The sequence below is a fragment of the Janthinobacterium sp. P210006 genome, assembly GCF_036231885.1.
Classification (GTDB): Bacteria; Pseudomonadota; Gammaproteobacteria; order Burkholderiales; family Burkholderiaceae_D; genus Janthinobacterium; species Janthinobacterium violaceinigrum.
Window position 1 is genome coordinate 964614 of record NZ_JAZARD010000002.1, and the last position, 21919, is coordinate 986532.

The 21919-nt window shown below is 65.4% G+C and carries 19 protein-coding genes; 11 read left to right on the forward strand and 8 right to left on the reverse strand.

Translation table 11 applies throughout. The features are described from left to right. Window positions 1–90 precede the first annotated feature (90 nt). Both VPH41_RS12760 and VPH41_RS12765 read right to left on the reverse strand, forming a co-directional pair. Window positions 91–579, reverse strand: coding sequence for a tetratricopeptide repeat protein (locus tag VPH41_RS12760; RefSeq protein WP_328570299.1), 489 nt, complete (start codon window positions 577–579; stop codon window positions 91–93). Further along, a complete protein-coding gene (locus VPH41_RS12765) occupies window positions 579–2624 on the reverse strand; it encodes a bifunctional 2',3'-cyclic-nucleotide 2'-phosphodiesterase/3'-nucleotidase (protein WP_328570300.1) in 2046 nt (681 codons plus the stop codon). The genes VPH41_RS12760 and VPH41_RS12765 overlap by 1 nt, the downstream gene beginning before the upstream one ends. Here VPH41_RS12765 and VPH41_RS12770 point away from each other — a divergent pair. The 4 genes from VPH41_RS12770 (at window position 2623) to lysS (ending at window position 6201) form a co-directional block, all read left to right on the forward strand. After that, window positions 2623–2931 (forward strand): hypothetical protein, encoded by a 309-nt coding sequence (locus tag VPH41_RS12770; protein WP_328570532.1) that lies wholly within the window; start codon window positions 2623–2625, stop codon window positions 2929–2931. The genes VPH41_RS12765 and VPH41_RS12770 overlap by 2 nt on opposite strands. Then, window positions 2848–3952, forward strand: a protein-coding gene (gene prfB / locus VPH41_RS12775) for a peptide chain release factor 2 (RefSeq protein WP_152284547.1) whose coding sequence is annotated in 2 segments (ribosomal slippage) — window positions 2848–2928 and window positions 2930–3952 — 1104 coding nt in all. Because the reading frame shifts where the segments join, the coding sequence is not laid out codon by codon here. Before VPH41_RS12770 ends, prfB begins: the two co-directional genes overlap by 84 nt. Further along, window positions 3952–4653 carry an HAD family hydrolase gene (locus tag VPH41_RS12780; protein WP_152284546.1) on the forward strand — a complete coding sequence of 234 codons (702 nt, stop codon included), beginning with the start codon at window positions 3952–3954 and terminating at the stop codon, window positions 4651–4653. Before prfB ends, VPH41_RS12780 begins: the two co-directional genes overlap by 1 nt. A gap of 18 nt (window positions 4654–4671) precedes the next feature. Then, the gene (lysS, locus tag VPH41_RS12785; protein ID WP_328570301.1) at window positions 4672–6201 is read left to right on the forward strand and encodes a lysine--tRNA ligase; all 1530 of its coding nucleotides are present in this window, start codon (window positions 4672–4674) and stop codon (window positions 6199–6201) included. A gap of 164 nt (window positions 6202–6365) precedes the next feature. Here lysS and ppnN read toward each other — a convergent pair whose 3' ends face one another. Next, window positions 6366–7736: a nucleotide 5'-monophosphate nucleosidase PpnN gene (ppnN, locus tag VPH41_RS12790; protein WP_152251961.1), complete on the reverse strand. Its 1371-nt coding sequence runs from the start codon at window positions 7734–7736 to the stop codon at window positions 6366–6368. Window positions 7737–8104: 368 nt separating this feature from the next. Between ppnN and VPH41_RS12795 the strand changes: the two genes are divergently transcribed. The 4 genes from VPH41_RS12795 to VPH41_RS12810 all read left to right on the forward strand — a co-directional run bounded on the left by VPH41_RS12795 (window position 8105) and on the right by VPH41_RS12810 (window position 12472). Next, window positions 8105–9553 carry a peptide MFS transporter gene (locus VPH41_RS12795; RefSeq protein ID WP_442906267.1) on the forward strand — a complete coding sequence of 483 codons (1449 nt, stop codon included), beginning with the start codon at window positions 8105–8107 and terminating at the stop codon, window positions 9551–9553. A gap of 130 nt (window positions 9554–9683) precedes the next feature. Next, on the forward strand, window positions 9684–10370 hold the full coding sequence (locus VPH41_RS12800; RefSeq protein ID WP_328570303.1) for a UPF0149 family protein: 687 nt from the start codon (window positions 9684–9686) through the stop codon (window positions 10368–10370). A gap of 12 nt (window positions 10371–10382) precedes the next feature. After that, window positions 10383–12077: a hypothetical protein gene (locus VPH41_RS12805; RefSeq protein WP_328570304.1), complete on the forward strand. Its 1695-nt coding sequence runs from the start codon at window positions 10383–10385 to the stop codon at window positions 12075–12077. Between the two features lie 14 nt (window positions 12078–12091). Continuing rightward, entirely contained in the window at window positions 12092–12472 is a 381-nt protein-coding gene (locus VPH41_RS12810; RefSeq protein WP_328570305.1) for a hypothetical protein, read from the forward strand. A 24-nt stretch (window positions 12473–12496) separates the two neighbouring features. Here the strand turns inward: VPH41_RS12810 and VPH41_RS12815 are convergent, their stop codons facing one another. The 3 genes from VPH41_RS12815 to VPH41_RS12825 all read right to left on the reverse strand — a co-directional run bounded on the left by VPH41_RS12815 (window position 12497) and on the right by VPH41_RS12825 (window position 16626). Next, window positions 12497–15010: a TonB-dependent siderophore receptor gene (locus tag VPH41_RS12815; RefSeq protein WP_328570306.1), complete on the reverse strand. Its 2514-nt coding sequence runs from the start codon at window positions 15008–15010 to the stop codon at window positions 12497–12499. A 100-nt stretch (window positions 15011–15110) separates the two neighbouring features. Next, a complete protein-coding gene (locus VPH41_RS12820; RefSeq protein ID WP_328570307.1) occupies window positions 15111–16112 on the reverse strand; it encodes a FecR domain-containing protein in 1002 nt (333 codons plus the stop codon). Beyond that, window positions 16105–16626 carry a sigma-70 family RNA polymerase sigma factor gene (locus tag VPH41_RS12825; RefSeq protein ID WP_328570308.1) on the reverse strand — a complete coding sequence of 174 codons (522 nt, stop codon included), beginning with the start codon at window positions 16624–16626 and terminating at the stop codon, window positions 16105–16107. The genes VPH41_RS12820 and VPH41_RS12825 overlap by 8 nt, the downstream gene beginning before the upstream one ends. A 133-nt stretch (window positions 16627–16759) precedes the next feature. Here VPH41_RS12825 and VPH41_RS12830 point away from each other — a divergent pair, with 133 nt between their 5' ends. Beyond that, window positions 16760–16948 (forward strand): hypothetical protein, encoded by a 189-nt coding sequence (locus VPH41_RS12830; protein ID WP_328570309.1) that lies wholly within the window; start codon window positions 16760–16762, stop codon window positions 16946–16948. On the opposite strand, the gene VPH41_RS12835 is transcribed toward VPH41_RS12830, so the two are convergent. Continuing rightward, entirely contained in the window at window positions 16945–17172 is a 228-nt protein-coding gene (locus VPH41_RS12835) for a hypothetical protein (protein ID WP_152259559.1), read from the reverse strand. The two genes, VPH41_RS12830 and VPH41_RS12835, sit on opposite strands and share 4 nt — an antisense overlap. 181 nt (window positions 17173–17353) lie before the next feature. Between VPH41_RS12835 and VPH41_RS12840 the strand changes: the two genes are divergently transcribed. Continuing rightward, window positions 17354–18541 carry a hypothetical protein gene (locus VPH41_RS12840; protein ID WP_328570310.1) on the forward strand — a complete coding sequence of 396 codons (1188 nt, stop codon included), beginning with the start codon at window positions 17354–17356 and terminating at the stop codon, window positions 18539–18541. Continuing rightward, entirely contained in the window at window positions 18534–19481 is a 948-nt protein-coding gene (locus tag VPH41_RS12845; RefSeq protein WP_328570311.1) for an AAC(3) family N-acetyltransferase, read from the forward strand. The genes VPH41_RS12840 and VPH41_RS12845 overlap by 8 nt, the downstream gene beginning before the upstream one ends. Before the next feature lie 56 nt (window positions 19482–19537). On the opposite strand, the gene VPH41_RS12850 is transcribed toward VPH41_RS12845, so the two are convergent. Next, the gene (locus VPH41_RS12850; RefSeq protein ID WP_328570312.1) at window positions 19538–21805 is read right to left on the reverse strand and encodes an OPT family oligopeptide transporter; all 2268 of its coding nucleotides are present in this window, start codon (window positions 21803–21805) and stop codon (window positions 19538–19540) included. Between the last annotated feature and the right edge of the window lie 114 nt (window positions 21806–21919).

Sequence of the window (21919 nt, forward strand, 5' to 3'; positions counted from 1 at the left end):
GTGAAGAATTAATATTTCCGATCAAAAATAAACGATTCCTTCGCTACATGTAAATTGCAACAGGCCACCCTGGATGCCCGGGCCGTGCCCTCACGGTTCCGCGGCCCGATGGCCCATCGCGTGCGTGGCCATTTTCAAATACAGGGCCGCCTGCTCTTCACTGTGCGCGTAGCCCATGCGGCCCTCGCCCAGGGCGACGGATTTCTGCTGCAGCGCTTCCGGGTACTCGAGGTCGCAGGCCCCGTCGAGCCAGTAGCGCGCCCTGGCCGCATCGCTGTCCTGCAGCATGTTCGCCAGGACGAACATGGCCGGCGCCACGCCGCGCTGCGCGGCCTGTTCCAGCCAGTGCAGCGCCGCGGCGCCGTCCTGCGGGCCGCCCATGCCATTCTTGAACATCAAGCCCAGGTAGTACGCGGCAGGACCGCTGCCCTGCCCCGCCGCCTGCGCGAACAGGACGCGCGCCTGCGGCTGGGACGCCGGCTCCGCGCGCATCAGCGCCTTGGCCCGGGCCGTGACGTCCATTGCCGGAGCCGCCACGGGTGTCGCCAGCGCTGCCGCCAGCAGCCAGGCCGCCAGCATCACTTCGACAGGTCGAGCTGGTACAGCGCAAAGCCCTTGCCCGCGCCATCGTCCAGCTTCAGCTGCGTGACGTTGTCGATGCCGGCCGCTTTCGCCAGGTCGATCACGTTCGGTGCCGAGTGGAAGACCACGGGGCCTTTCGTGGCGGCCTTGGCAAAGGTCCAGCTGCGCGCCGAACCGTTTTTCGCGCGCGTCAGGTTTTTCTCCTGCGTGACGTAGGCGATCAGCAGTTCGCGGTTGTTGTCGGGCGAGGCCACCACCGTCTTGCTGCCGTCCAGGCCAGGGAAATTGCCGCCGCCGCTGGCGCGGTAGTTATTTGTCGCGATCAGGAATTCCTGGTCCGCCCCCACCGGCTTGCCCTTGTAGCTGAATGCCTTGATGCGCTGGCCCGGCGGCTGCGTGACGTCGATCTGGTAGCGCACGTCGGCGCTGGTGATCGCGTCGAAGTTGTAGCTGGGGTGGGCCGTGTTGACCAGTTCCTGCGGCTCGGTCTTGTTGACATCGATGGTATTGAAGCGCCGCGCCGACTGTTCCAGCCACGCCTTCAGTTCCGCGCCATTCATCTTCACGCCGTACAGCGCGTTCGGATACAGATACAGGTCGGCCGCGTTGTTCAGCGCCACATTGCCCGCCTTGACGTCCGTGTAGTCGGATACGCCGGCCGAGCCGCTCTTGAACGGCGACGACATCGACAGCACGGGCAGCTGCGCGTACTGCGGCAGGTTCGCTTTCACGTAGGCGGCCAGGTAGCCCGCTTGCGCCTGGTTCACCACTTCGATGGCGCTGACGTCGCCCACGTCGGCAAAATACGTCGACATGCGGAAGTCCGTGGCGCCCACGGGCGTCTGCACGTAGGCGATCGTCGCCGCGTGCTCCTCGGCCACCAGTGCGGCGATGGCCGCATCGGGCTGGACGTAACTCTTGTCCGCGTTCTGGATACCGCGCGCTTCCACCGTGGTCTGCGCCTTGTCGACGACCCACTGCCTGCCGTCGTGGCGCAGGCGCAAACCGATCACGCCCAGGTGCTTGCCCCACAAATTGGCCATCACCGTGGGCACGCCGTTGACCAGCCCCTTGACCTTGTCGACGCCGGGCAGATTGAACTGCGGCACGGTGCTGGCGGCGTTCGGGAACAGCTGGTGCGAGTGGCCGATCAGCATGGCGTCCACGCCCGGCACTTGCGACAGGTAGTAATTGCCGTTTTCCATGGTAGGCGAATACGGGCTGTCATCGAGGCCGCCGTGCGAAATGGCCACCACCAGTTCGGCGCCCTTGGCGCGCATCTCGGAGATGAATTTTTCCGCCGTCTCGCGCACGCCCTGCGTGTAGACCCGGCCTTCCAGCCAGCGCTTGTCCCAGGCCATGATGGTGGGCGGCGCAAAGCTGATGATGCCCACCTTCACGGTGCTCGTCACGGGCTGGCCATCGGGGCCGGTGGCCGTGATCTGCTTGTCGATGATGTGGTAAGGCGCAAACAGCGGCTTGCCGCTCCTGACGCTGTAGACGTTGGCCAGCACTTGCGGAAACTGGGGGCCCGCGCAGCGGGGCTTGGCCGCATCGACGCTGTCGACGTCGAAGCGGTTGCCCGTCACCTGGCTCAAGAACGCCAGGCCGTAGTTGAATTCATGGTTGCCGATGCCGCCGCCATCGACCTTCAGCAAATTCATGGCCTTGTAGATGGCCAGGGTCTGGTCGCAGGCCAGCGGTTTGACCAAGGCCTGGTAGTCGGCCAGGGCCGTGCCCTGGATGGTGTCGCCGTTGTCGAGCAAAAGGTTGTTCGGGAATTCGGCCCGCGCCTGGGCGATCAGGGCCGCCGTGCGTTCCAGGCCGATCGACGGTTCCGCCTGCAGCTTGTAGTAATCATAACTGAGCACATTCGCATGCAAGTCCGTCGTCTCCAGCAGGGCCAGGGTGGCGCTGCTGCCTGCGGGCGCGGTGGCCAGCGGGTGCACAGGCCCTGTGGCGGCGGGCGGCAAGGCGCCGCAGCCGGCCAGCAGCAGCGGTAACAGGGCGAGACGGGGGAGTTGGCGCAGGGGGTGGCACATGAGAATTCCTGTGGAAAGACAATATCGCCAGCATCATACGCAGCACGGCAGCCCCTATCAAGCCATAAAATGCCTGCAACAGCAGGCGAAATATTGTCGCAAATACAGCAAAATCGTCATTTTATTGCCCTCTGCGGCAGCAATTGCGCCGCGGCGGCAGCGGAAACGGGCCGCGCTCGCGTATAATTCAGGGTTTGATTTCACCATAGAAGACCAGAACATTATGGAAGCCGAACGCATCAATATCATCTCCGCCCTGCTCAACGACCTGACGGTCCGCGAAGCCGAACTTCGGAGGTATCTTTGACTTCACTGTCAAGTCGGAGAAACTCGAGCAAGTCAATGAAGAATTAGAAGATCCGACCGTCTGGAACGATCCCAAGCGCGCCCAGGACCTCGGCAAGGAGAAGAAGGCGCTGGAAGCCATCGTCTTCACGCTCACCAAGGCCGATGCCGACCTGCGCGACACCCGCGACCTGTTCGACATGGCCCGCGAAGAAGGCGACGACGAGACGCTCGAAGCGATCGAGCAGGACGTGCAGGAAATCCGCAAGGTCATCGAAAGCATGGAGTTCCGCCGGATGTTCAACAATCCGATGGACCCGAACAACTGCTTCATCGACATCCAGGCCGGTGCCGGCGGCACGGAAGCCCAGGACTGGGCCTCGATGCTGCTGCGCCAGTACCTGCGCTACTGCGAACGCAAGGGCTTCAAGGTTGAAATCCTCGAGCAGTCCGACGGCGAGGTGGCTGGCATCAAGACGGCCACCTTGAAGGTCGAGGGCGATCACGCCTACGGCTTCCTGCGCACGGAAACGGGCGTGCACCGCCTGGTGCGCAAGTCGCCGTTCGACTCGGCCAACGGCCGCCACACCTCGTTTACGTCGCTGTTCGTGTACCCGGAAGTCGACGATTCGATCGAGATCGACGTCAACCCGGCCGACATCCGCGTCGACACCTACCGCGCGTCGGGCGCCGGTGGTCAGCACATCAACAAAACCGACTCCGCCGTCCGCATGACCCATGCGCCGACCGGCATCGTGGTGCAGTGCCAGAACGACCGTTCGCAGCACCGCAACCGCGCCGAAGCGATGGAAATGCTGAAAGCGAAACTGTACGAACATGAGCTGCGCAAGCGCATGAGCGAGCAGCAGAAGCTGGAAGACTCGAAGACGGACGTGGGCTGGGGCCACCAGATCCGCTCCTACGTGCTGGACCAGTCCCGCATCAAGGACTTGCGCACGGGCTTCGAGACGGGCAATACCAAGGGCGTGCTCGATGGCGACATCGACGAGTTCATTTCCGCCTCGCTCAAGCAAGGCGTGTAATGGGCAGCTCCGCTCCGGCACTGGCGCATCGCGCCTTCCTGTTCGACATGGATGGCACGATCGTCGACAACATGGCCTTCCACACGACATCGTGGCTGGCGTTCTTTGAACGCCACGGCCATGTGCTGGATGCGGACGCCTTTTTCCGCGACACGGCGGGACGGCAAGGCCGCGAAATCATCGCCAAGTACCTGGGCGAGGATGCCGACCATGCCAGCCTGCTGGCGGAAAAGGAAGTCGTTTACCGCGAACTGTATGGCCCGCACCTGGCCACGGTGGCCGGTTTCGACGCCTTGATCGCCAGCGCGCGCCGGGACGGCGTGGGACTGGTGGTGGGCACGGCCGCGCCGGACGAGAACATCGCGTTCACGCTCGACGGCCTGGACCTGCGCCACCGCTTCGACGCCATCGTCGGCGCCGCCGACGTGGAACGGGGCAAGCCGCACCCGGACGTGTTCCTGAAAGGCGCGCAGCTGGCCGGCGCGCTGCCGCAGCACTGCATCGTCTTTGAAGACGCGCCCCTGGGCGTGGAAGCGGCGCGGCGCGCCGGCATGCGCGTCGTGGTGCTCACCACCACCCTACCGGCCGAAGCGTTTGCCGCATTCGACAACGTGATTGCTATCGTGCCGGATTTCTCCGCGCTCGACGTCGACGCACTGTTTGCCAGCGTGGCGCCAGCGCTGGCACCACATCATCAATAATCTACAACGAAGAACACCATGACTACGGATATCCAAGAACAAGCCGCCGCCCCCGATGAAAACAAGATCATCGCCGAGCGCCGCGCCAAGCTGGCCGCACTGCGCGAACAAGGCGTCGCCTTCCCGAACGATTTCCGCCCGGAGCACAAGGCGGCCGATCTGCACGCGCAGTACGACGGCAAGACGCGCGAAGAGCTGGAAGAGAACCCCGTACACGTGGTGCTGGCCGGCCGCATGATGCTCAAGCGCGAAGCAGGCAAGAAAGCCGCTTTCGCCACCCTGCAGGACGCTTCCGGCCCGAAAGCCGACGGCCGCATCCAGATCTACGCCACCCTTGATCTCACGGGCGAAGCGGCCATGGCCGCCCTGCACCACTATGACCTGGGCGATATCCTGGGCGTGCAAGGCACCCTGTTCAAGACCAAGACGGACGAACTGACCATCAAGGTCACGGAACTGCGCCTGATCACCAAGTCGCTGCGCCCGCTGCCGGACAAATTCCACGGCCTGGCCGACCAGGAAACGAAGTACCGCCAGCGCTACGTCGACCTGATCATGAACGAAGAGACGCGCCGCACCTTCAAGGCCCGCACCGCCGCCATCTCGTCGATCCGCCGCTTCATGGAAAAGAACGAGTTCATGGAAGTGGAAACGCCGATGCTGCACACCATCCCTGGCGGCGCCGCGGCAAAACCGTTCATCACCCACCACAATGCGCTGGACATGCAGATGTTCCTGCGCATCGCGCCGGAGCTGTACCTGAAGCGCCTGGTCGTGGGCGGCTTCGACCGCGTGTTCGAGATCAACCGCAACTTCCGCAACGAAGGCGTGTCGATCCGTCACAACCCCGAATTCACGATGATGGAATTCTACGCGGCCTACACCGACTACAAATGGCTGATGGACTTCACGGAAGCCGTCATCCGCCAGGCCGCCATCGACGCGCACGGCACCGCCACCCTGACCTACGGCGGCCGCGAGCTGGACCTGGCAAAACCGTTCCACCGCCTGACCATCGTCGAAGCGATCAACAAGTACGCGCCCGGCTACACCACGGAGCAGCTGAACGATGCGGAATTCATCAAGGAAGAGCTGAAAAAGTTCGGCGTCAAGCCGTTCGCCACGGCCGGCCTGGGCGCGCTGCAACTGGCGCTGTTCGAAGAGACGGCAGAAGCGCAGCTGTGGGAACCGACCTACATCATCGACTACCCGGTCGAAGTGTCGCCGCTGGCGCGCGCTTCCGACACGGTGGCCGGCATCACGGAACGCTTCGAGCTGTTCATGGTGGGCCGCGAAATCGCCAACGGCTTCTCCGAGTTGAACGACGCGGAAGACCAGTCGGCCCGCTTCCTGGCCCAGGTAGCCGCCAAGGACGCCGGCGATGAAGAGGCGATGTTCTACGACGCCGACTACATCCGCGCGCTGGAATACGGCATGCCGCCAGCCGGCGGCTGCGGCATCGGCATCGACCGCCTGATGATGATCATCACGGATTCGCCGAACATCCGCGACGTCCTGCTGTTCCCGCATCTGCGCCGCGAAGAATAATCGCGGACGCTGGCCGATAAAAAGCCGCCTGATCGCAAGATCAGGCGGCTTTTTTATTTCCGTCGCCGCGTAGGTCGGATTAGCGCTACGCGTAATCCGACACATTGTTGGCCATTCATGTCGGATTACGCGCTTGCACGCTAATCCGACCTACGCATCGCGCATTACTGAATCACGGTATAGCACGGCACATACGCCGTGCCCGCCAGCTTCATGCGGTGCTGCGCCACGAACGAGGCCAGCAGCGCATCCATGGGGCCGGCGATGGATTTGTCGCCGTGGATCTCGAAGTTGCCGTGTTCTTCGATGGAACGGATGCCATCGTCCTTGACGTTGCCCGCCACCACGCCGGAAAACGCGCGGCGCAGCTGGGCCGCCAGCAGGTGCGTGGGCTGGTTCTTGTGCAGGCTCAGGTTGCGCATGTTTTCATGCGTGGGCTGGAACGGCTTCTGGAACTCGTGGTCGATCTTCAGCAGCCAATTGAAGTAATACGCGTCGCTGTGCGCCTTGCGGAATTCGCGCACCTGGCGTATGCCTTCGAGCATCTCGCGCGCCACCAGTTCCGGATCGTCGATGATGATCTTGTAGCGCTGCTGCGCTTCCGGTCCCAGGGTGTCGCTGATGAACTGGTTGATCTGCACGAAGTACTCGCGCGACGTTTCCGGCCCCGTGAAAATCAGCGGGAATGGAATCTCGGCATTGTCCGGGTGCAACAAAATACCGAGGATGTACAGGATTTCCTCGGCCGTGCCCGCGCCGCCCGGGAACACGACGATGCCGTGACCCGCGCGCACGAACGCTTCCAGGCGCTTTTCGATGTCCGGCATGATGACCAGGTCATTGACGATGGGGTTCGGCGACTCGGCCGCGATGATGCCCGGCTCCGTGATGCCCAGGTAGCGGCCATTGTGCAGGCGCTGCTTGGCGTGGCCGATGGTGGCACCCTTCATGGGGCCCTTCATGGCGCCCGGGCCGCAGCCCGTGCAGATATCGAGGCCGCGCAAGCCCAGCTGGTAGCCCACTTCCTTCGAATAATTGTACTCGGCGCGGTTGATCGAGTGGCCGCCCCAGCACACGACCAGGTTCGGGTTGAGCTGGGTCTGCAGCACGTTCGCGTTGCGCAGGATGTGGAAGACGGCATCCGTCACGCCTTCCGTGCTCTGCAAGTCGAATTTCGGGTTACCCGTCACTTCGTCGCTGACGAAGATGATGTCGCGCAGCACGGCAAACAGGTGCTCGTGGATACCCTTGATCATCTTGCCGTCGACAAAGGCGATGGCGGGCGCGCCCTTGATGTCGAGCTTGATGCCACGCTCGCGCTGGATGATGGAAATTTCAAACGATTGATATCGCTCAAGCAAGGCGCGCCCATCGTCGATGGTGCTGCCGCAATTGAGCACCGCCAGCGCGCAGCGGCGGAAAGTGTTGTACAGGCCGCCCTGGCTGGTGTCGAGCAGTTTATTGACTTCAGTCTTGGAGAGCACGTCCAGGCGGCCTTCCGGTGAAACCAGAGTATCGATAACGTCGTGTTCCATAATGCGAAAAATCCCTTTAAAAATCGATGCTCGAAGGTATTGCACTAGCAATATACGACAAGTCAGGCCAGTTGTGCTGTGGTGCCGCAAAATCGCCGGGGCCGCTCTTGCCTGCAAACCGGTTTGACCAATATGAAACAGTCATTCTTGCTAATGCGAATGGAAACCTTCGCTCAGCGCAATTTGTAGATTAGAATGCCAGCCTATTGGAATTCCCGTGCGTGAGGTTCTTCATGAGAGTCCCCGCCGCCCGCAGGCTTCCATAAGTTTGTTTTATCGATCGACTATAATAATTTTTCAGGAGGAACCGCATGAGCGGTGCGACTACGCCCAACAAGGAAGCCGTTATTCCCGAGTTCAAGCAGATTATGGGCCATCCAAGCCCATTGTGGATGTTGTTCATGACTGAATTCTGGGAACGCTTCGCGTTCTACGGAGTTCGCTGGGCGCTGGTACTGTACATCGTGGCCCAGTTCCACGGCGGCGACGGTTCGGGACAGGCAGCGGCCAACCTGACCTACGGTTCCTTCCTCGCGCTGGTGTACGCCGGCGCCCTGTTCGGCGGCTACATCGCCGACCGCGTCATCGGTTACCAGCGCTCGATCCTGCTGGGCGCCATCTTCATGGCTGCGGGCCTGTTCTGCATCTCGGTACCGAACCAGGACATCTTCAACCTGGGCCTGGCCACCATGATCGTCGGTAACGGCATGTTCAAGCCGAACATCTCGACCATGGTCGGCAAGCTGTACACGACGGCCGATCCGCGCCGCGACAGCGGTTTCACGATCTTCTACATGGGTATCAACATGGGCGCCATGGTTGCCCCTGTCTTCACCCAGTGGCTGGCCGAGTCGATCTTCGGCACCAGCGCCATGCCTTCGTACAAGATGGTCTTCATGGCCTCCGGTTTCGGCATGCTGATCAGCCTGGTATGGTTCTTCATCGGCCGCCGCGCCCTGAAGGGCATCGGCGCACCGGAAGCCGGTTCCGGCAGCCCGATGCGCGTCGTCTGGGTGGCCGTCGGCTCCCTGTGCGTGATCCCGCTGATGTACTTCCTGCTGACCGTCGGCGCTGAAAAGCTGCAAATCGTCCTGACCGTGCTGTTCGTCGGCCTGGCCGTGATGCTGATGATCGAAGGTATCCGCAACGGCAAGATTGCGCGCGACCGCGTCATCGCCATGCTGCTGATCTTTGTCTTCAACATCCTGTTCTGGATGTTCTTCGAACAGGCTGGCAGCTCGTTTACCTTCCTGGCTGACAAGATCGTCAACCGCGACCTGGGCTTCTGGATCTTCCCGACCGCCTACTTCCAGACCGTCAATTCGGTCGCCATCATCGTCTTCGCGCCGATCATCGCCGCCGTCTGGGTCTTCCTGGCGCGCCACAACGTCAATCCATCGATCCCGCGCAAGTTCGGCCTGGGCTTGCTGGGCAATGCGCTGGCCTTCGGCCTGCTGATCTTCGCTCTGTCGAGCCTGGTTGGCGCCGACAACAAGATTCCATTCTGGACCCTGACCATCGTCTACGTGCTGCAATCGATCGGCGAACTGTGCCTGTCGCCTATCGGCCTGTCGATGGTTACCAAGCTGGCGCCAGTGCGCCTGGTGGGCCTGGGCATGGGCGGCTGGTTCCTGTCGACCGGTATCGGCAACAACCTGTCGGGCATCTTCGCCAGCCACGTCAGCGGCGAAAGCGGCATGTCGGTGCAATCGGCCCTGTCCGGCTACACCTTCGGCTTCTGGTCCCTGCTGGGCGCCGGCGTGATCCTGTTCCTGATCGCACCGCTGATCAACAAACTGATGCACGGCGTGAAGTAAGTTTTCTGCCCTAGCTGACAACGGCGGCCTGCGGGCCGCCGTTTTTCATTCCGGCACCGGTTTTCCCCTTGCCGGGCGGTACAATACGCCCAGGGCCGACGGCCACTCCACCCACATTACTGAAGAAACCATGTCCAGCATCTCCACCACCACGCCCCTCTCCGACGACGAATACGCCGAACTCGACACCCTGCTGGCTGCGCCCGCGCTGGACAGCCGCGCCATGGACGTGTCCATGCTGGAAGGGTTTCTCACGGCCGTCGCCCTGAACCCGAAACAGATCGCCGCCGAACAGTGGCTGCCCTGGGTCTGGGACAAGGCGGCCGGCAGCGCCGCGCCCGCGCCGGACGCGGCCAGCGAACGGGCGGCCAGCCTGGCGCAGCGCCACCACGCCTACATGGTCGAATGGCTGGCGAAGGACCCGGACAGCTTCGAGCCCATCTATGTCTGCGGCCCCGAATGGGGCGTGCCCGCCTGGTGCGCCGGCTTTATCCTGGGCACGACCCTGGACAAGCCCCAGTGGGCGGCCCTGGCGGTCAGCCACCCTGAGTACCTGGCGCCATTCCAGCACCTGGCCACGGCCAGCGAACTCGACGACGATGCGGCCGAAACGGCCATGGATGGCGTGATTCCCGCTGTCATCGCCATCAACGCCGCCTGGGCCCGCCAGCGCCACCTGAAAAGCCAGGCGCAAAGCCAGCCAGGCGCCACCATCCTGCGCGAAGTGCCGAAAACGGGCCGCAACGACCCATGCCACTGCGGCAGCGGCAAGAAATACAAGAAATGCTGCGCCGACGCCGATAGCGCGGCAAACTAAGGCGATTCCTCCTTGCGCCAGCTGCTGACGGCCATCCTGCGCTTCCTGCTGCGCCATGCGCTGCAGTTCGCGCTGTTCATCGCCATCCTGCTGGCCGGCCGCCTGCTGCTGGCCGAATGGCGCGCCTACAGCGCCAGCAGCGCCACCGTCGCCGCACTGCGGCTGGCCGCCAGCGGGGCCGACAGCCACGGCGCCGGCCTGGCCGCTGCGGCCACGGCCAGGGTCAACGCCCTGCAGCACGCTTCCCAGACAGCCATCGCCACCCGCCTGGAGCAGGTGCAGGCCCAATTGCGCCAGCTGCGCGCGCAGCAGCAGCCCTCGCTGTTTGCCCTTCCCCTGCCCGGCGCCGATACGCTGGCCCGCCATGCGCAGGACGAAGCCACGCGCCGCGTGGAAATCGAAGTGCTGGCGCAGGAAGCCCGCTATCTGGGCACACTGCAAGCGGCGCTGAGCGGCGAAGATGCGCGGCAGACGCTGGCGCATCGGCACGCGGAACATGTGCGCGGGTATGCTGCGCTGCAAGACAATATACGCGAGCGCCAGCAGCTGGAAGCGCAGCACCCGCTCGCTGCGCGCCTGCCCGGCAGCGACGCTTACGCGCAGCTGTTGCGCCTTGAAAGAGAGGGCCAGCGCCTGCGCGAGATCAACCTGCAAGCCTACAATGCCTGGCTGGCGCAGCGCGCGCGCACCGGCAATGCGGCCCGCCCCGCCCCATTTGCCATCGACGACCAGGCGCTGGCCGCCGCGCTGGCGCCCGTACAAAAGGCCATCGCAGCCGGCGAGAGCCAGCTGGCGCGCAACTGGATAGCCCGCTGGCGCGCTCCCGTGCTGGACGTGGCGCCCACGGCCGCCCTGCTGGTGCTGTCCGCCATCGCGCTGCCCGTGGCCATCAAGGCCTTGTTTTACTTCGTGCTGGCGCCCGTCGCTTCCCGCTTGCCGCCGCTGTCGATCGCGCGCGAACTGCACCTCGCGGGCAGCTCCCTGTCCCTGCCGCCGCACGGCGAATCGCGCATTTCCGCCGTCTCGCAAGCCTTGCAGCTCAAGCCGGGACAGCAGATGCTGATCCATCCCGAATACCTGCAATCGTCGCCCGTGAGCACCCGCAAGCGCACGCAATGGCTGCTGGACTGGCGCTTTCCGTTCACGAGCCTGGCGGCCGGCATGGTGGCGCTGACGCGTCTGCACAGCGACGTAGCCGCGTCCGTGACGATTTCCGCCAGCGACGATCCGCTGCTGGAAATTGCCGTCGTGCGGCTGCCGGCCGGCAGCGCGCTCGTGTTCCAGCCGCGGGGACTCGTGGGCCTGATCACGGATACGGACGAGCCGCTGGCGATATCGAGCCACTGGCGCCTGGCCAGCCTGCATGCCTGGCTCACCCTGCAGCTGCGCTTCATCGTCTTTCGCGGCCCCGTCACCCTGATCGTGCGCGGCTGCCGCGGCGTGCGCCTGGAACGGGCGGGCCAGGGCCGCTCCATCAGCCAGGCCGCCACCCTGGGGTTCAGCACCGACGTGCTGTACTCGACCCTGCGCAGCGAAACCTTCATCCCGTATCTGCGCGGCCAGCAAGCCTTGCTCAACGACCGCTTCGACGGCGGCGATGGCGTCTACCTGTACGAAGAAACGCCGCGCCACGGCAAGCAGCCGGGCAAGGCGGGCAGCTGGTTCGAGGGGGTGACGGACGCGATCTTGAAAGTGTTCGGCATCTAGCCGAGGAAAGCAAAATGAACGACTTCCTGTTTGCCGATTTCCTCGAGGACCAGGCCGCGTATGCGGCGGCAGAGACCTACTGGCAGGCGCGCCTGGCCTTCCTCAACGGGCAGTGCACGCCGTATCTGCGCACCGCGTTTGCCAACGGCCAGCCGTTTTATGACGGCAATCCTATCGTCAACCTGGCGGGCCGGAATGCCGGCAAGGCAGCACGCATCGTGCAGCAATGCCCGCATGAATGCGGCCACGGCTACACGAGTTTCGAGCAGGCGATCGAGCTGGCCGACGGCGACGGTCACCGCCCGGCGCAGGAAAAGGTCATCGTGCTGACCTTGACCGCAGACACGGCGCAGCGCGCCGAAGCGGAATTGCGGGCCTGGTTTGCGCCGGCGTAGGGCCGCACGCTACCAGACCGCACCTTACCAGACGTAGCCCGCGCGCACGCCGACATTGCGCTGCTCGCCGTAATTGCAGGCCCGCGCCGAGAAACACGAGGCGACATGGTATTTGTCGAACAGGTTCTTGACCGTCATGCTCACGCTCAGGCCTCGCCAGGCGCTGCGGGCCTGGCCCAGGTCATAGCGCAGGGACAGGTCGGCCAGGGTGAATGCCGGCACCTGGAAGGTGTTCTCGCCATCGCCCCAGCTGGCGCCCACGTGGCGCACGCCGGCGCCGCCCGACAGGCCGCGCCAGCGGCCGGCAAACGCATAGTCGGCCCACGCGGAAGCCATCTGCCGGGGCACTTCATACGGCGACTTGCCCTGCACGTTCGTGCCCCACATGTCCGGATTCGCCTTTGTCACCTTCAACGGATTATAGGTGAGGGCCGCCAGCAGTTTCAGCTGGCTGCTCGGCTGCGCCGCCACTTCCAGTTCGATGCCGCGCGAGCGCACCTCCCCCTGCTGGATAGAAAAATCCGGCGCGTCCGGGTCCGTCGTCAGCACGTTCTGGCGCCGCAGTTCGAAGGCGGCGGCCGTCACGGACAGGTGCGCGCCCGGCGCGTACTTCACGCCGACCTCCACTTGCCGCGCCGTTTCCGGCTCGAACGGACGGTCATGACGGTCCGCGCCGGAGACGGGCGAAAACGATTCGCTGTAGCTGGCGTAAGGCGCCAGGCCGTTCTCCGCCAGGTAGGTGATGCCGGCGCGGCCCGTAAACGCCGTGGGCTTGCGCACCGTCGTGGCCGATGGCGATACCAGCAGATTGCGCTGCTCCTGGCGCGTCCAGTCCTGACGCCCGCCCACGGTGAAGACCCAGTTACGGTACTGCATGCGGTCCTGCAGGTAGGCGCCCAGCTGCCGGTTATGCTCGCGGCGCAGGGCATCGGGCGCCAGCGCCGCCAGGTCCAGCGCGCTGCCGTAGACGGGGCGGTAGATATCGATCTGCGGACCGTCGGCGATATACGAGCTGAAAGAAGTATTGCTGCGGCTGTAATCGATGCCGGCAACGATCTCATGGCGCAGCGCACCCGTCGCCACCTGGCCCGTCACATTGGTGTCGAGCGAGTACACGCTGCCCTTGCCGTCGCGCGTATCGATCTCGCGGTTGGTGAGCGCATGGTCGATTAAATCACCGTAACGAAACATGTACTGTTCATGGTTATCCGCGTGCAGGTAGCGGAAGTTCTGCCGCACCGTCCATCCGCTGTCGAACGTGTGGCGCGCCGCGTAGCCCGCCGACGCGACCCGCGTTTCCTCGTGGTCGAACCCGGGCTCGCCCAGGAAACGCGTCAGCGGTAATCGACCATTGGGATTACTGCCGTTCAAGGCTTCCCACTGCACGTTCGACGATTGCATGGCGCGGTTCTGCTGGAAAAAGCCTAGCAAGGTAATGCTGGTGCGGGCGCTCGGCGCCCACGTCAGGCTGGGCGCCAGATAATAGCGGTCGTCCTGCATGTAATCGATCTGCTGGTCCGCATGGCGCGCCAGCCCCACCAGACGATACTGCAGGCTGCTGTCGCCCGCCAGCGAGCCGCCCACGTCGACGGCCAGCTGCCTGCGCGCGTAGCTGCCCAGCGACAGTTCGACCTGGCGCACCTGGTCCGCCGCGGGGCGCTTGGGCACGAAATTGACGATGCCGCCCGGCGCATTCTGGCCGTACAGCACGGACGACGGTCCCTTGAGCACTTCCACGCGTTCGGCGCCGTACGGCTCCACGCCGAAAAAGCCCAGCGTCCCCATGGGCATCAGGCGCATGCCATCGAGGTAGAACGCGCCCGAGAACTGGCTGAAGCCGCGCACCGACAGGCTGTCGTCGGCAGGATTGGCGCCTGCCGTGTTGCTGCGCAAGCCGGCCGTGTACTGGATGGCGTCGTTCAGGGTGCGCACGCCCTGGTCATCCATGCGGTCGCGCGTGATGACGGAGACCGATTGCGGCACTTCCAGCAGCGAAGCGTCGGTCTTGGTGGCCGTGCTGGCCCGCCGCGCCACATAGCCGCTGACCTTGCCCCACGGGTTTTCCTCTTCCGCCTGCGCGCTGACGGTCACGGGCGCCATCGTCTGCACGCCATCGGCCGCCGCGCCGGCAGCGGACGCGGTGGCGGCACGCAGCGCATAGCCGCCGCCGGCCGTGCGCACGGCGGCCAGCCCGGTGCCGGCCAGCGCCCGCGCCAGCGCATCGTCCACCGTGTAGCTGCCGCTGACGCCACCGCTGCGCAGCCCTTCCGTCGCGGCCGAGCCAAAGGCGATCAGCAAGCCCGCTTCGCGCCCCAGCCGGTTCAATGTCGCTTCCAGCGGGCCCGCCGGGATGGCGTAATGGCGCAGGGACTCGGGCTGTCCGGCCTGTCCGGCCGTTTGCGCATGTGCCGGCGCGCCGGCCAGGCTGGCCAGCGCGCCCAGGCACAGGGCGTGCACCAGCAGGGCCAGCGGTTTCATTGTCGACAGGCCAGGTACCCGGCTGCGCGTGGATGGATGGAGTGTGCTGCGGTCGTTCATGGTATGCCCTCGGATCATGGAATGGGTGGGACGGGCCAAAACCTGCGTCCTCACTTCCCTTGACAAGGCAGCGCGCAAAAACAGTCCATGTATTTTCAGTTTATTTTTTCGTCGCGCGCGGCCGCAACGTGACCCAGTAGCGTGTCAGGTAATGCAGCTCGACGGGGAACGCTTCCACCAGCGCCAGCAGCACCCTGTCGGTATCGGCCAGCGGATAGGCGCCCGACACCAGCAAGTGCGCAAGCGCCGGATCGCACCCCAGGTGGCCGCGCCGGTGGCGCGCCAACTCCAGCAGGAAATCGTCGAGGCGCATGTGCGCCACGACCAGCATGCCGTCGGCCCAGGCGCCCGCGCCGGCGTCGAGCGCCTGCGCCGCGCCCACGCCGCCGCGGCTAAAGCTTCCCTCCTCGCCCGCCTGCAACACGCGTGGCTGGCCATCGGCCGCCGCAGGCCGCAGCTCGACGGCCCCTTCCAGCACGCCGACCTGCACGTAGCCCGCGTGCTGGCGCACGATGAATCGCGTGCCCAGCGCCCGCGCCGTGCCATCGGCGGTATGCACGTAGAAAGGCCGCTGCCGTGCATCGGGCGCCGTCTGCAGCAGCACCTCGCCGCGCAGCAGCTGCACCGCGCGCTCGGTGGCGTCATAGCGCAGCTTGATGGCGCTATCGGTATTGAGCACCAGCGTGCCGCCGTCCGGCAGGCGCACCGTGCGCCGCTCGCCCGTGGCCGTGCTGGCATCGGCGTTCCACGACTGCCACGCCGGTGTCTGGCGCAGCATGGCGGCGCTGCCGCCCGCCACCACCAGCGCCGTGAGCAGGCGCACCGCGCGGCGCCGCTGCACCCCTGCTGGCGCGGCCAGGGCGGCGCTGGCCAGCGGCGGCGGAATGCCGGCCAGCTGGCCGCTGACCGCCTCGATGCGTTGCCAGGCCCGTTCATGTTCCCCGTCCTCGGCGCGCCAGCGCTGCCACGCAAGGAGCTGTGCGGCGGTGGCGTCGCCGCCCTGCAGCGCCAGCCACCACTGCACGGCCCGCCGCGCCACGGCGGGCGCCACGCGCGCGGCAGCCGCCGCGCCGCCCAGGGGGATCGGCATCTCTTCATCCATCGTGCTGCTCCGGGAAAAAGCAGCGCAGGGCCGCCCTGGCCAGATGGCGCTTGACGGTGGACAGCGAAATGCCCAGCTCGGCGGCGACCTCCTGCTGCCCCATGCCGTCGAGCTGCACCAGCAAAAAAGCCTGGCGCGCCTGCGCGGGCAGCGCGGCCAGGCGCCGGTCCAGCTCCACCAGCCGTTCGAGGAACATCAGGCGCACTTCGGGCGGCGGCGCCACCGGTTCCGGCATCAGGGCAAGGGCGTCGAGGTAGGCTTGCTCGATGGCGCGCCGGCGCACATGGTTGATCAGCAGGTTGCGCGCAATCGTCGTCAGGTAGGCGCGCGGCTCCTGCACGCCCTGCATGCCCTGCGGCGCGAGCACGCGCAGGAAGGTGGCCTGCGCCAGGTCGGCCGCATCGAAAGCATTGCCCACCTTGCGCTGCAGCCAGCCGCGCAGCCAGCCGTGGTGCTGGCGATACAGGATGGCGATGTCATCGAAGTCATGCAGGGAGATGTGGTCGGCGGACATGGAGCGGCGGGTCTGGCGGAGAGAACAAACTTAATGAGAATTATTCTCAATTATAGGCAGAAGTGCGCACCTCGGCAAGATCGGTGCCCGCTGCGGCAGCTCGATCGGGCCGGAAGTCGGCCTGCAGCAAAGCATGAACATGCAGGCCGGCAAACACGCCATGCAAGCACTCGCCCTGCCGCAACACATCTTCGCGCGCAAATCCCGGCTGCGGCACGGCGGGCAAGGAGGTTTGCAGGTGTGCGCGGTTTCCCCCCGCCAGCGCGGCGAGCGCGTCGGCGTGTTCTGCCAGCGCTGGAACAATCGAAATAGACAGGCCTAGGCCGCGATCGAATGCGACACCGTCAGCCACTCGCCCGGCTGCAGATTCGCTGCCGCCTCGCGGGTGGCCAGCACGCTGTCGGGGTCCAGGTCGGAGCGTTTCAGCTTGTAGGAATAGGCGAAATCGTCGGCATCGAATGCCTGCCCCGCCTTGACGTAGTATTTGAAGCCGACAAAGGAGTCGGGATTGGTGACGACGGTGTATTCAAGCGTAATGCTGTTCATGGCGGGCCTCGTCGGCGACGGTGAAGCGTTCATTATGCGTCAATTCCGGCACCCGCGATGCATGGATGGCGATGCTGCGGCACCTTGCCAACCACGGACGCGTTTCGCTTGCGGCAAGTCAATAGCCTAGCCGGCGGCCGGCGCTACAGTAGGCAGGGCCAACCACCACGCCACCGCTGCCATGCGCACCTTGCTCTCGACAATACGGAACACCCTGGCGCCGCGCGCGAGCCTGCCGCCGGCAGCACGCCTGGAACGGCAGTCGGACCGGCGCGGCCTGCCCGCCCTGGACCCCGGGCCGCAAGCCGTCGTCAAGGCCTGCACGGCCTGGCTGGGCGCGGCGCAGGACCATTCCACCTCGGCCGACGGCGGCGTGGCGCGCGACTACAGCCTGCTGACCGGCTGGTCCAGCTCCTATCCGGAAACCACCGGCTACATCATCCCCACCATCATCGCCCTGGCGCAGCGCACGCACGACGCCGCGCTGCACGGGCGCGCGCGCCGCATGCTCGACTGGTGCGTGGCCATCCAGTTCCCGGAAGGCGGCTACCAGGGCGGCAAGATCGATTCCATGCCGCGCGTGCCCGTCACCTTCAACACGGGCCAGATCCTGCTGGGCCTGGCCGCGGGCGTGGCCGCGTACGGCCAGGCCTACGAAGGCGCCATGCACCGCGCGGCAAGCTGGCTGCGCGACAGCCAGGATGCGGACGGCTGCTGGCGCCGGCATCCGACGCCGTTCGCCAGCCCCGGCGACAAGGCCTACGAAACGCACGTGGCATGGGGCCTGTTCGAAGCGGACCGCGTCGCGCCGGGCCACGGCTATGGCGCGGCGGGCCTGCGCCAGGTCGACTGGGTGCTGACCCGGCAGCGTCCCAACGGCTGGTTCGATTCGAACTGCCTGGACAACCCGCAGCTGCCCCTGACCCACACCATCGGCTACGCCTTGCGCGGCCTGCTCGAAGCGCACCATTTTGCGGCGCGCGCCGACCTGCTCGCTGCCGCCGTGCGTACCGGCACGGGCATCGCCGGCGCCGTGGCGGCCGATGGCTATCTGGCAGGCCGCCTCGGTCCGGACTTCCAGCCGGGAGCGAACTACGCCTGCCTCACGGGTTCCGCGCAAAACGCGCATTGCCTGTTCCTGCTGTACCGGCTCACGGGCGAGCCGCGCTACCTCGATGCGGGGCGCCGCCTGAACCGCTACGTGCGGCGCGCGGTCAGCATCGACGGTCCCGCGCACGCGCGCGGCGGCGTCAAGGGCTCGTTTCCCGTCGATGGCGACTACGGCACCTGGGCTTACCTGAACTGGGCCGCCAAGTTCTGCATCGATGCGAACCTGCTGGAACTGGAACTGGAAGCGGGCGATGCTTGACGGGGCCAAGCGCGCCGCCGCGGCCGCGCTGGAAGCGTGGCGCCGCGCCGCCAGCGCCCGGCGCGTGCGCCACAGCGCGCACCACGTGACACGCGCCGGCTTGGCGGCCGGCCTGGCGCAGCTGGGCATTGCGCCAGGCGACACGCTGTTCATCCACTCTTCGCTGAAAAGCCTGGGCTACGTGGAAGGCGGCGCGCCAGCCGTGATAGCCGCCCTGCAGGACGCCGTCGGCCCGCACGGCACCCTGCTGCTGCCCACTTACTATCTGCCCGGCGGCACCTTGCGCGCCGCCTGCGCCCTGCCGGGCTATGTGTTCGACCCGCGCCGCCACGGCACGCACATGGGGCGCCTGCCGGAAGCCTTCCTCGCCGGCGCGGGCGTCCGGCGCAGCATCCATCCCACGCATTCCGTGTCCGCGTGGGGCCGCCATGCTGCCGACCTCACCGAGGCGCATCACCGCGCGCCCTCGATCTTCGGCATGGGCTCGCCCTGGCAGCGCTTCATCGGCTGCGACCAGGCGAAGGTGCTGGGCCTGGGCATCTCCATGGGACCCGTGACTTTCTATCACGCGCTGGAAGACGCCATGGGCGACGCCTTTCCCGTGCCCGTGTGGGAAGGCGGTACCAGGCTGCTGGGCTGCCTGGACCACGATGGCCGGCGCTGGGACGTGCCCGTGCGCCCTTTCGATCCCGAGGTCGCGCAGCGCCGCATCGACCATCCGGGACGCGGCGACCTGCGCGACTACTTTCACCGGGAATTTGACGCCGCCGGCCTGCGCGTCAACGGCCAGGTGGGCGATGCGGCGTCGTGGTGCATTCCCGCGCAGACGTTTTATGACCACTTGCGCCAAATGGCGTCCGAGCACGTAACCATCTACGCGAGCGCGGCGCAACTGGCGGCGCGGCCCGTATCGCAGCCATCGCCTCATGCGCGCGCATAAAAAAACCGCCCGGATCGTTACGACACCGGGCGGTTTTCATGGGCTTGGCTACGACATCACGCCTGCGGGCTGTCCGCTTTCTTCTCGCGCGCCACGATATACAGCAGCACGATGATGGCTGCATACGGCAGCAGGGACAGCGCGTCCGAGTGCAGGCCCGCGTAGAACGGGTTGCCATGCTCGGCCCAGTCGGCCATCATCTGGTCGAAGTGCGTGAGCACGCCGGCTGTGATGGCGATGATGATGCCGGCCAGCGCGCCGCCGGCGATGTAGCCGGACGCGAGCAGCACGCCCGAACTGCGGTCGCCCGCCAGCTGGCGCTCTTCCTCGTTCAGTTTCGCATTGTGTTCCAGCTTGTTGTTGCGGCGATCCGCCAGCCAGCGCACCAGGCCGCCGACGAAGATCGGCAAGGTGGACGACAGGGGCAAATACACGCCCACGGAAAACGCCAGCGACGGAATGCCGGCCATTTCCAGCACCACGGCAATCATCACGCCGAACAGCACCAGGGTCCACGGCAGCTGCTGGTCGAGGATGCCCTTGATGATGTAGGACATCAGCACGGCCTTCGGCGCATCGTATTTCTTGACTTCCGAACCGTCGGGACGCTTGCTGTAATGGCCATTGATGCCCGGATCGACCAGGTAGGCCAGCTGGCCATCATCCTTGACAAAATATTTGCCGGCCGGGCCGCCCACGGTATCGGTCTTTTGCCAGATTTTATACGTGTTGTGGTCCGTCTCGGCTTGCGGGCCATGCAGCTCGCCCGTCACCGTCAGCTTCGACGCATCGACCGTCAGGCCGGGCGCCACTTGCGCGGCCGGCACGTAGACGGTGCTCGCCTCGTTCAGTTTGAGCAGAATCGGGCCCAGGATCAGCGCGGACGACAAGGCGCCCGCCAGGATCGCGTACTGCTGCAGGCGCGGCGTGGCGCCCACCAGGTAGCCCGTCTTCAGGTCTTGCGAGGTGGTGCCCGCATTGCTGGCGGCGATGCACACGATGGCGCCCACCGACAAGGCAGTCACATAGTAACGTCCGCCCGTCCAGCCCATGATCAGGAAGATCAGGCAGGTAAACAACAAGGTGGCCACGGCCATGCCGGAGATCGGGTTCGACGAGGAACCGATTTCGCCCGTCAGGCGCGACGACACGGTGGCGAACAAAAAGCCGAAGACGAGGATCAGCAGCGCGCCGAGAAAATTCATGTGCAGCGGCGTGGCGAAGGTGATCACGGCGATGATGGACAGGCAGCCGATGACGACCCATTTCAGGGGGATGTCCTGGTCCGTGCGCAGGGTGGAATCGGTCTTGACGCCCTTGCCGATGCCCTTCAGGCCGGCCGACAGGCTGCGCCAGATCATGGGCATGGCGCGCACCAGGGAAATGAGGCCGCCGGCGGCCACGGCGCCCGCGCCGATGTACAGCACGTAGGCGCTGCGCACGTCGTCGGCGCCCATTTCGCTGATCAATTTGGTGCCCGGCGAGAGCACGGTGGTCAGGCTGTCGCCGAAGAACTTGATCATCGGGATCAGGAGCAGGTACGACAGCACGCCGCCGGCCGCCATGGTGGCGGCGATGCGCGGGCCGATGATGTAGCCCACGCCCAGCAATTCAGGCGAAATCTCGGCGCCGATGGAGCCGCCCTTGAGCGGCGCGGCAAATTCCACGCCCGGCGTGTCCTTCCAGCCCTTGAACGAGATATTGAAGACTTTATACAGCAAGCCGACGGCAAAGCCGCCGAAGATGATCTTGGCGCGGCGCTTGGCGTCCAGCGCGGCAGCCGAATCCTTCTCGATGCTTTCGCCGGCGGCGATGCGCGATTCTTCCGTGGCAGCCGCCTTCAGCACTTCGGCGCATGCCGTGCCTTCGGGGAATTTGAGTTCCTTGTGCTGGTCGACGATCATGGTGCGGCGCATGGGGATCATCATCAGGATGCCCAGCAGGCCGCCGAGGATACCGACCAGCATGACTCTCGAGATTTCCAGGTCGAAGCCCAGGATCAGGATGGCGGGCATGGTCACGCCCAGGCCGAAGGCCAGCGATTCGCCGGCCGAACCGGCCGTTTGCGTGATGCTGTTTTCCAGGATCGACGAATCCTTGCCGCCCACCTTCTTGGCCAGGCCGAAAAGGGTGATGGCGATCACGGCGACGGGAATCGAGGCGCTGACGGTCAGGCCCACCTTCAGCACCAGGTAGAGCGAGGAGGCGCCGAAGACCATCCCCAGGATGACGCCCATGAACAGGGCGCGGAAGGTCATTTCGGGCAATTTCGCGTCGGCCGGGATATACGGCTTCATGGCGCTCGGTGTTGCATCTTTTGCCATACAAAGTTCCTTAGTCTTGTAAAATAAACAGCCCGGATCGATGCCCGGGCTATTTTCTTGAAGCCGTGACTATCGCACAGCCGCGTTTCGATGAAAAGGTTTTTTGCTCCCCCT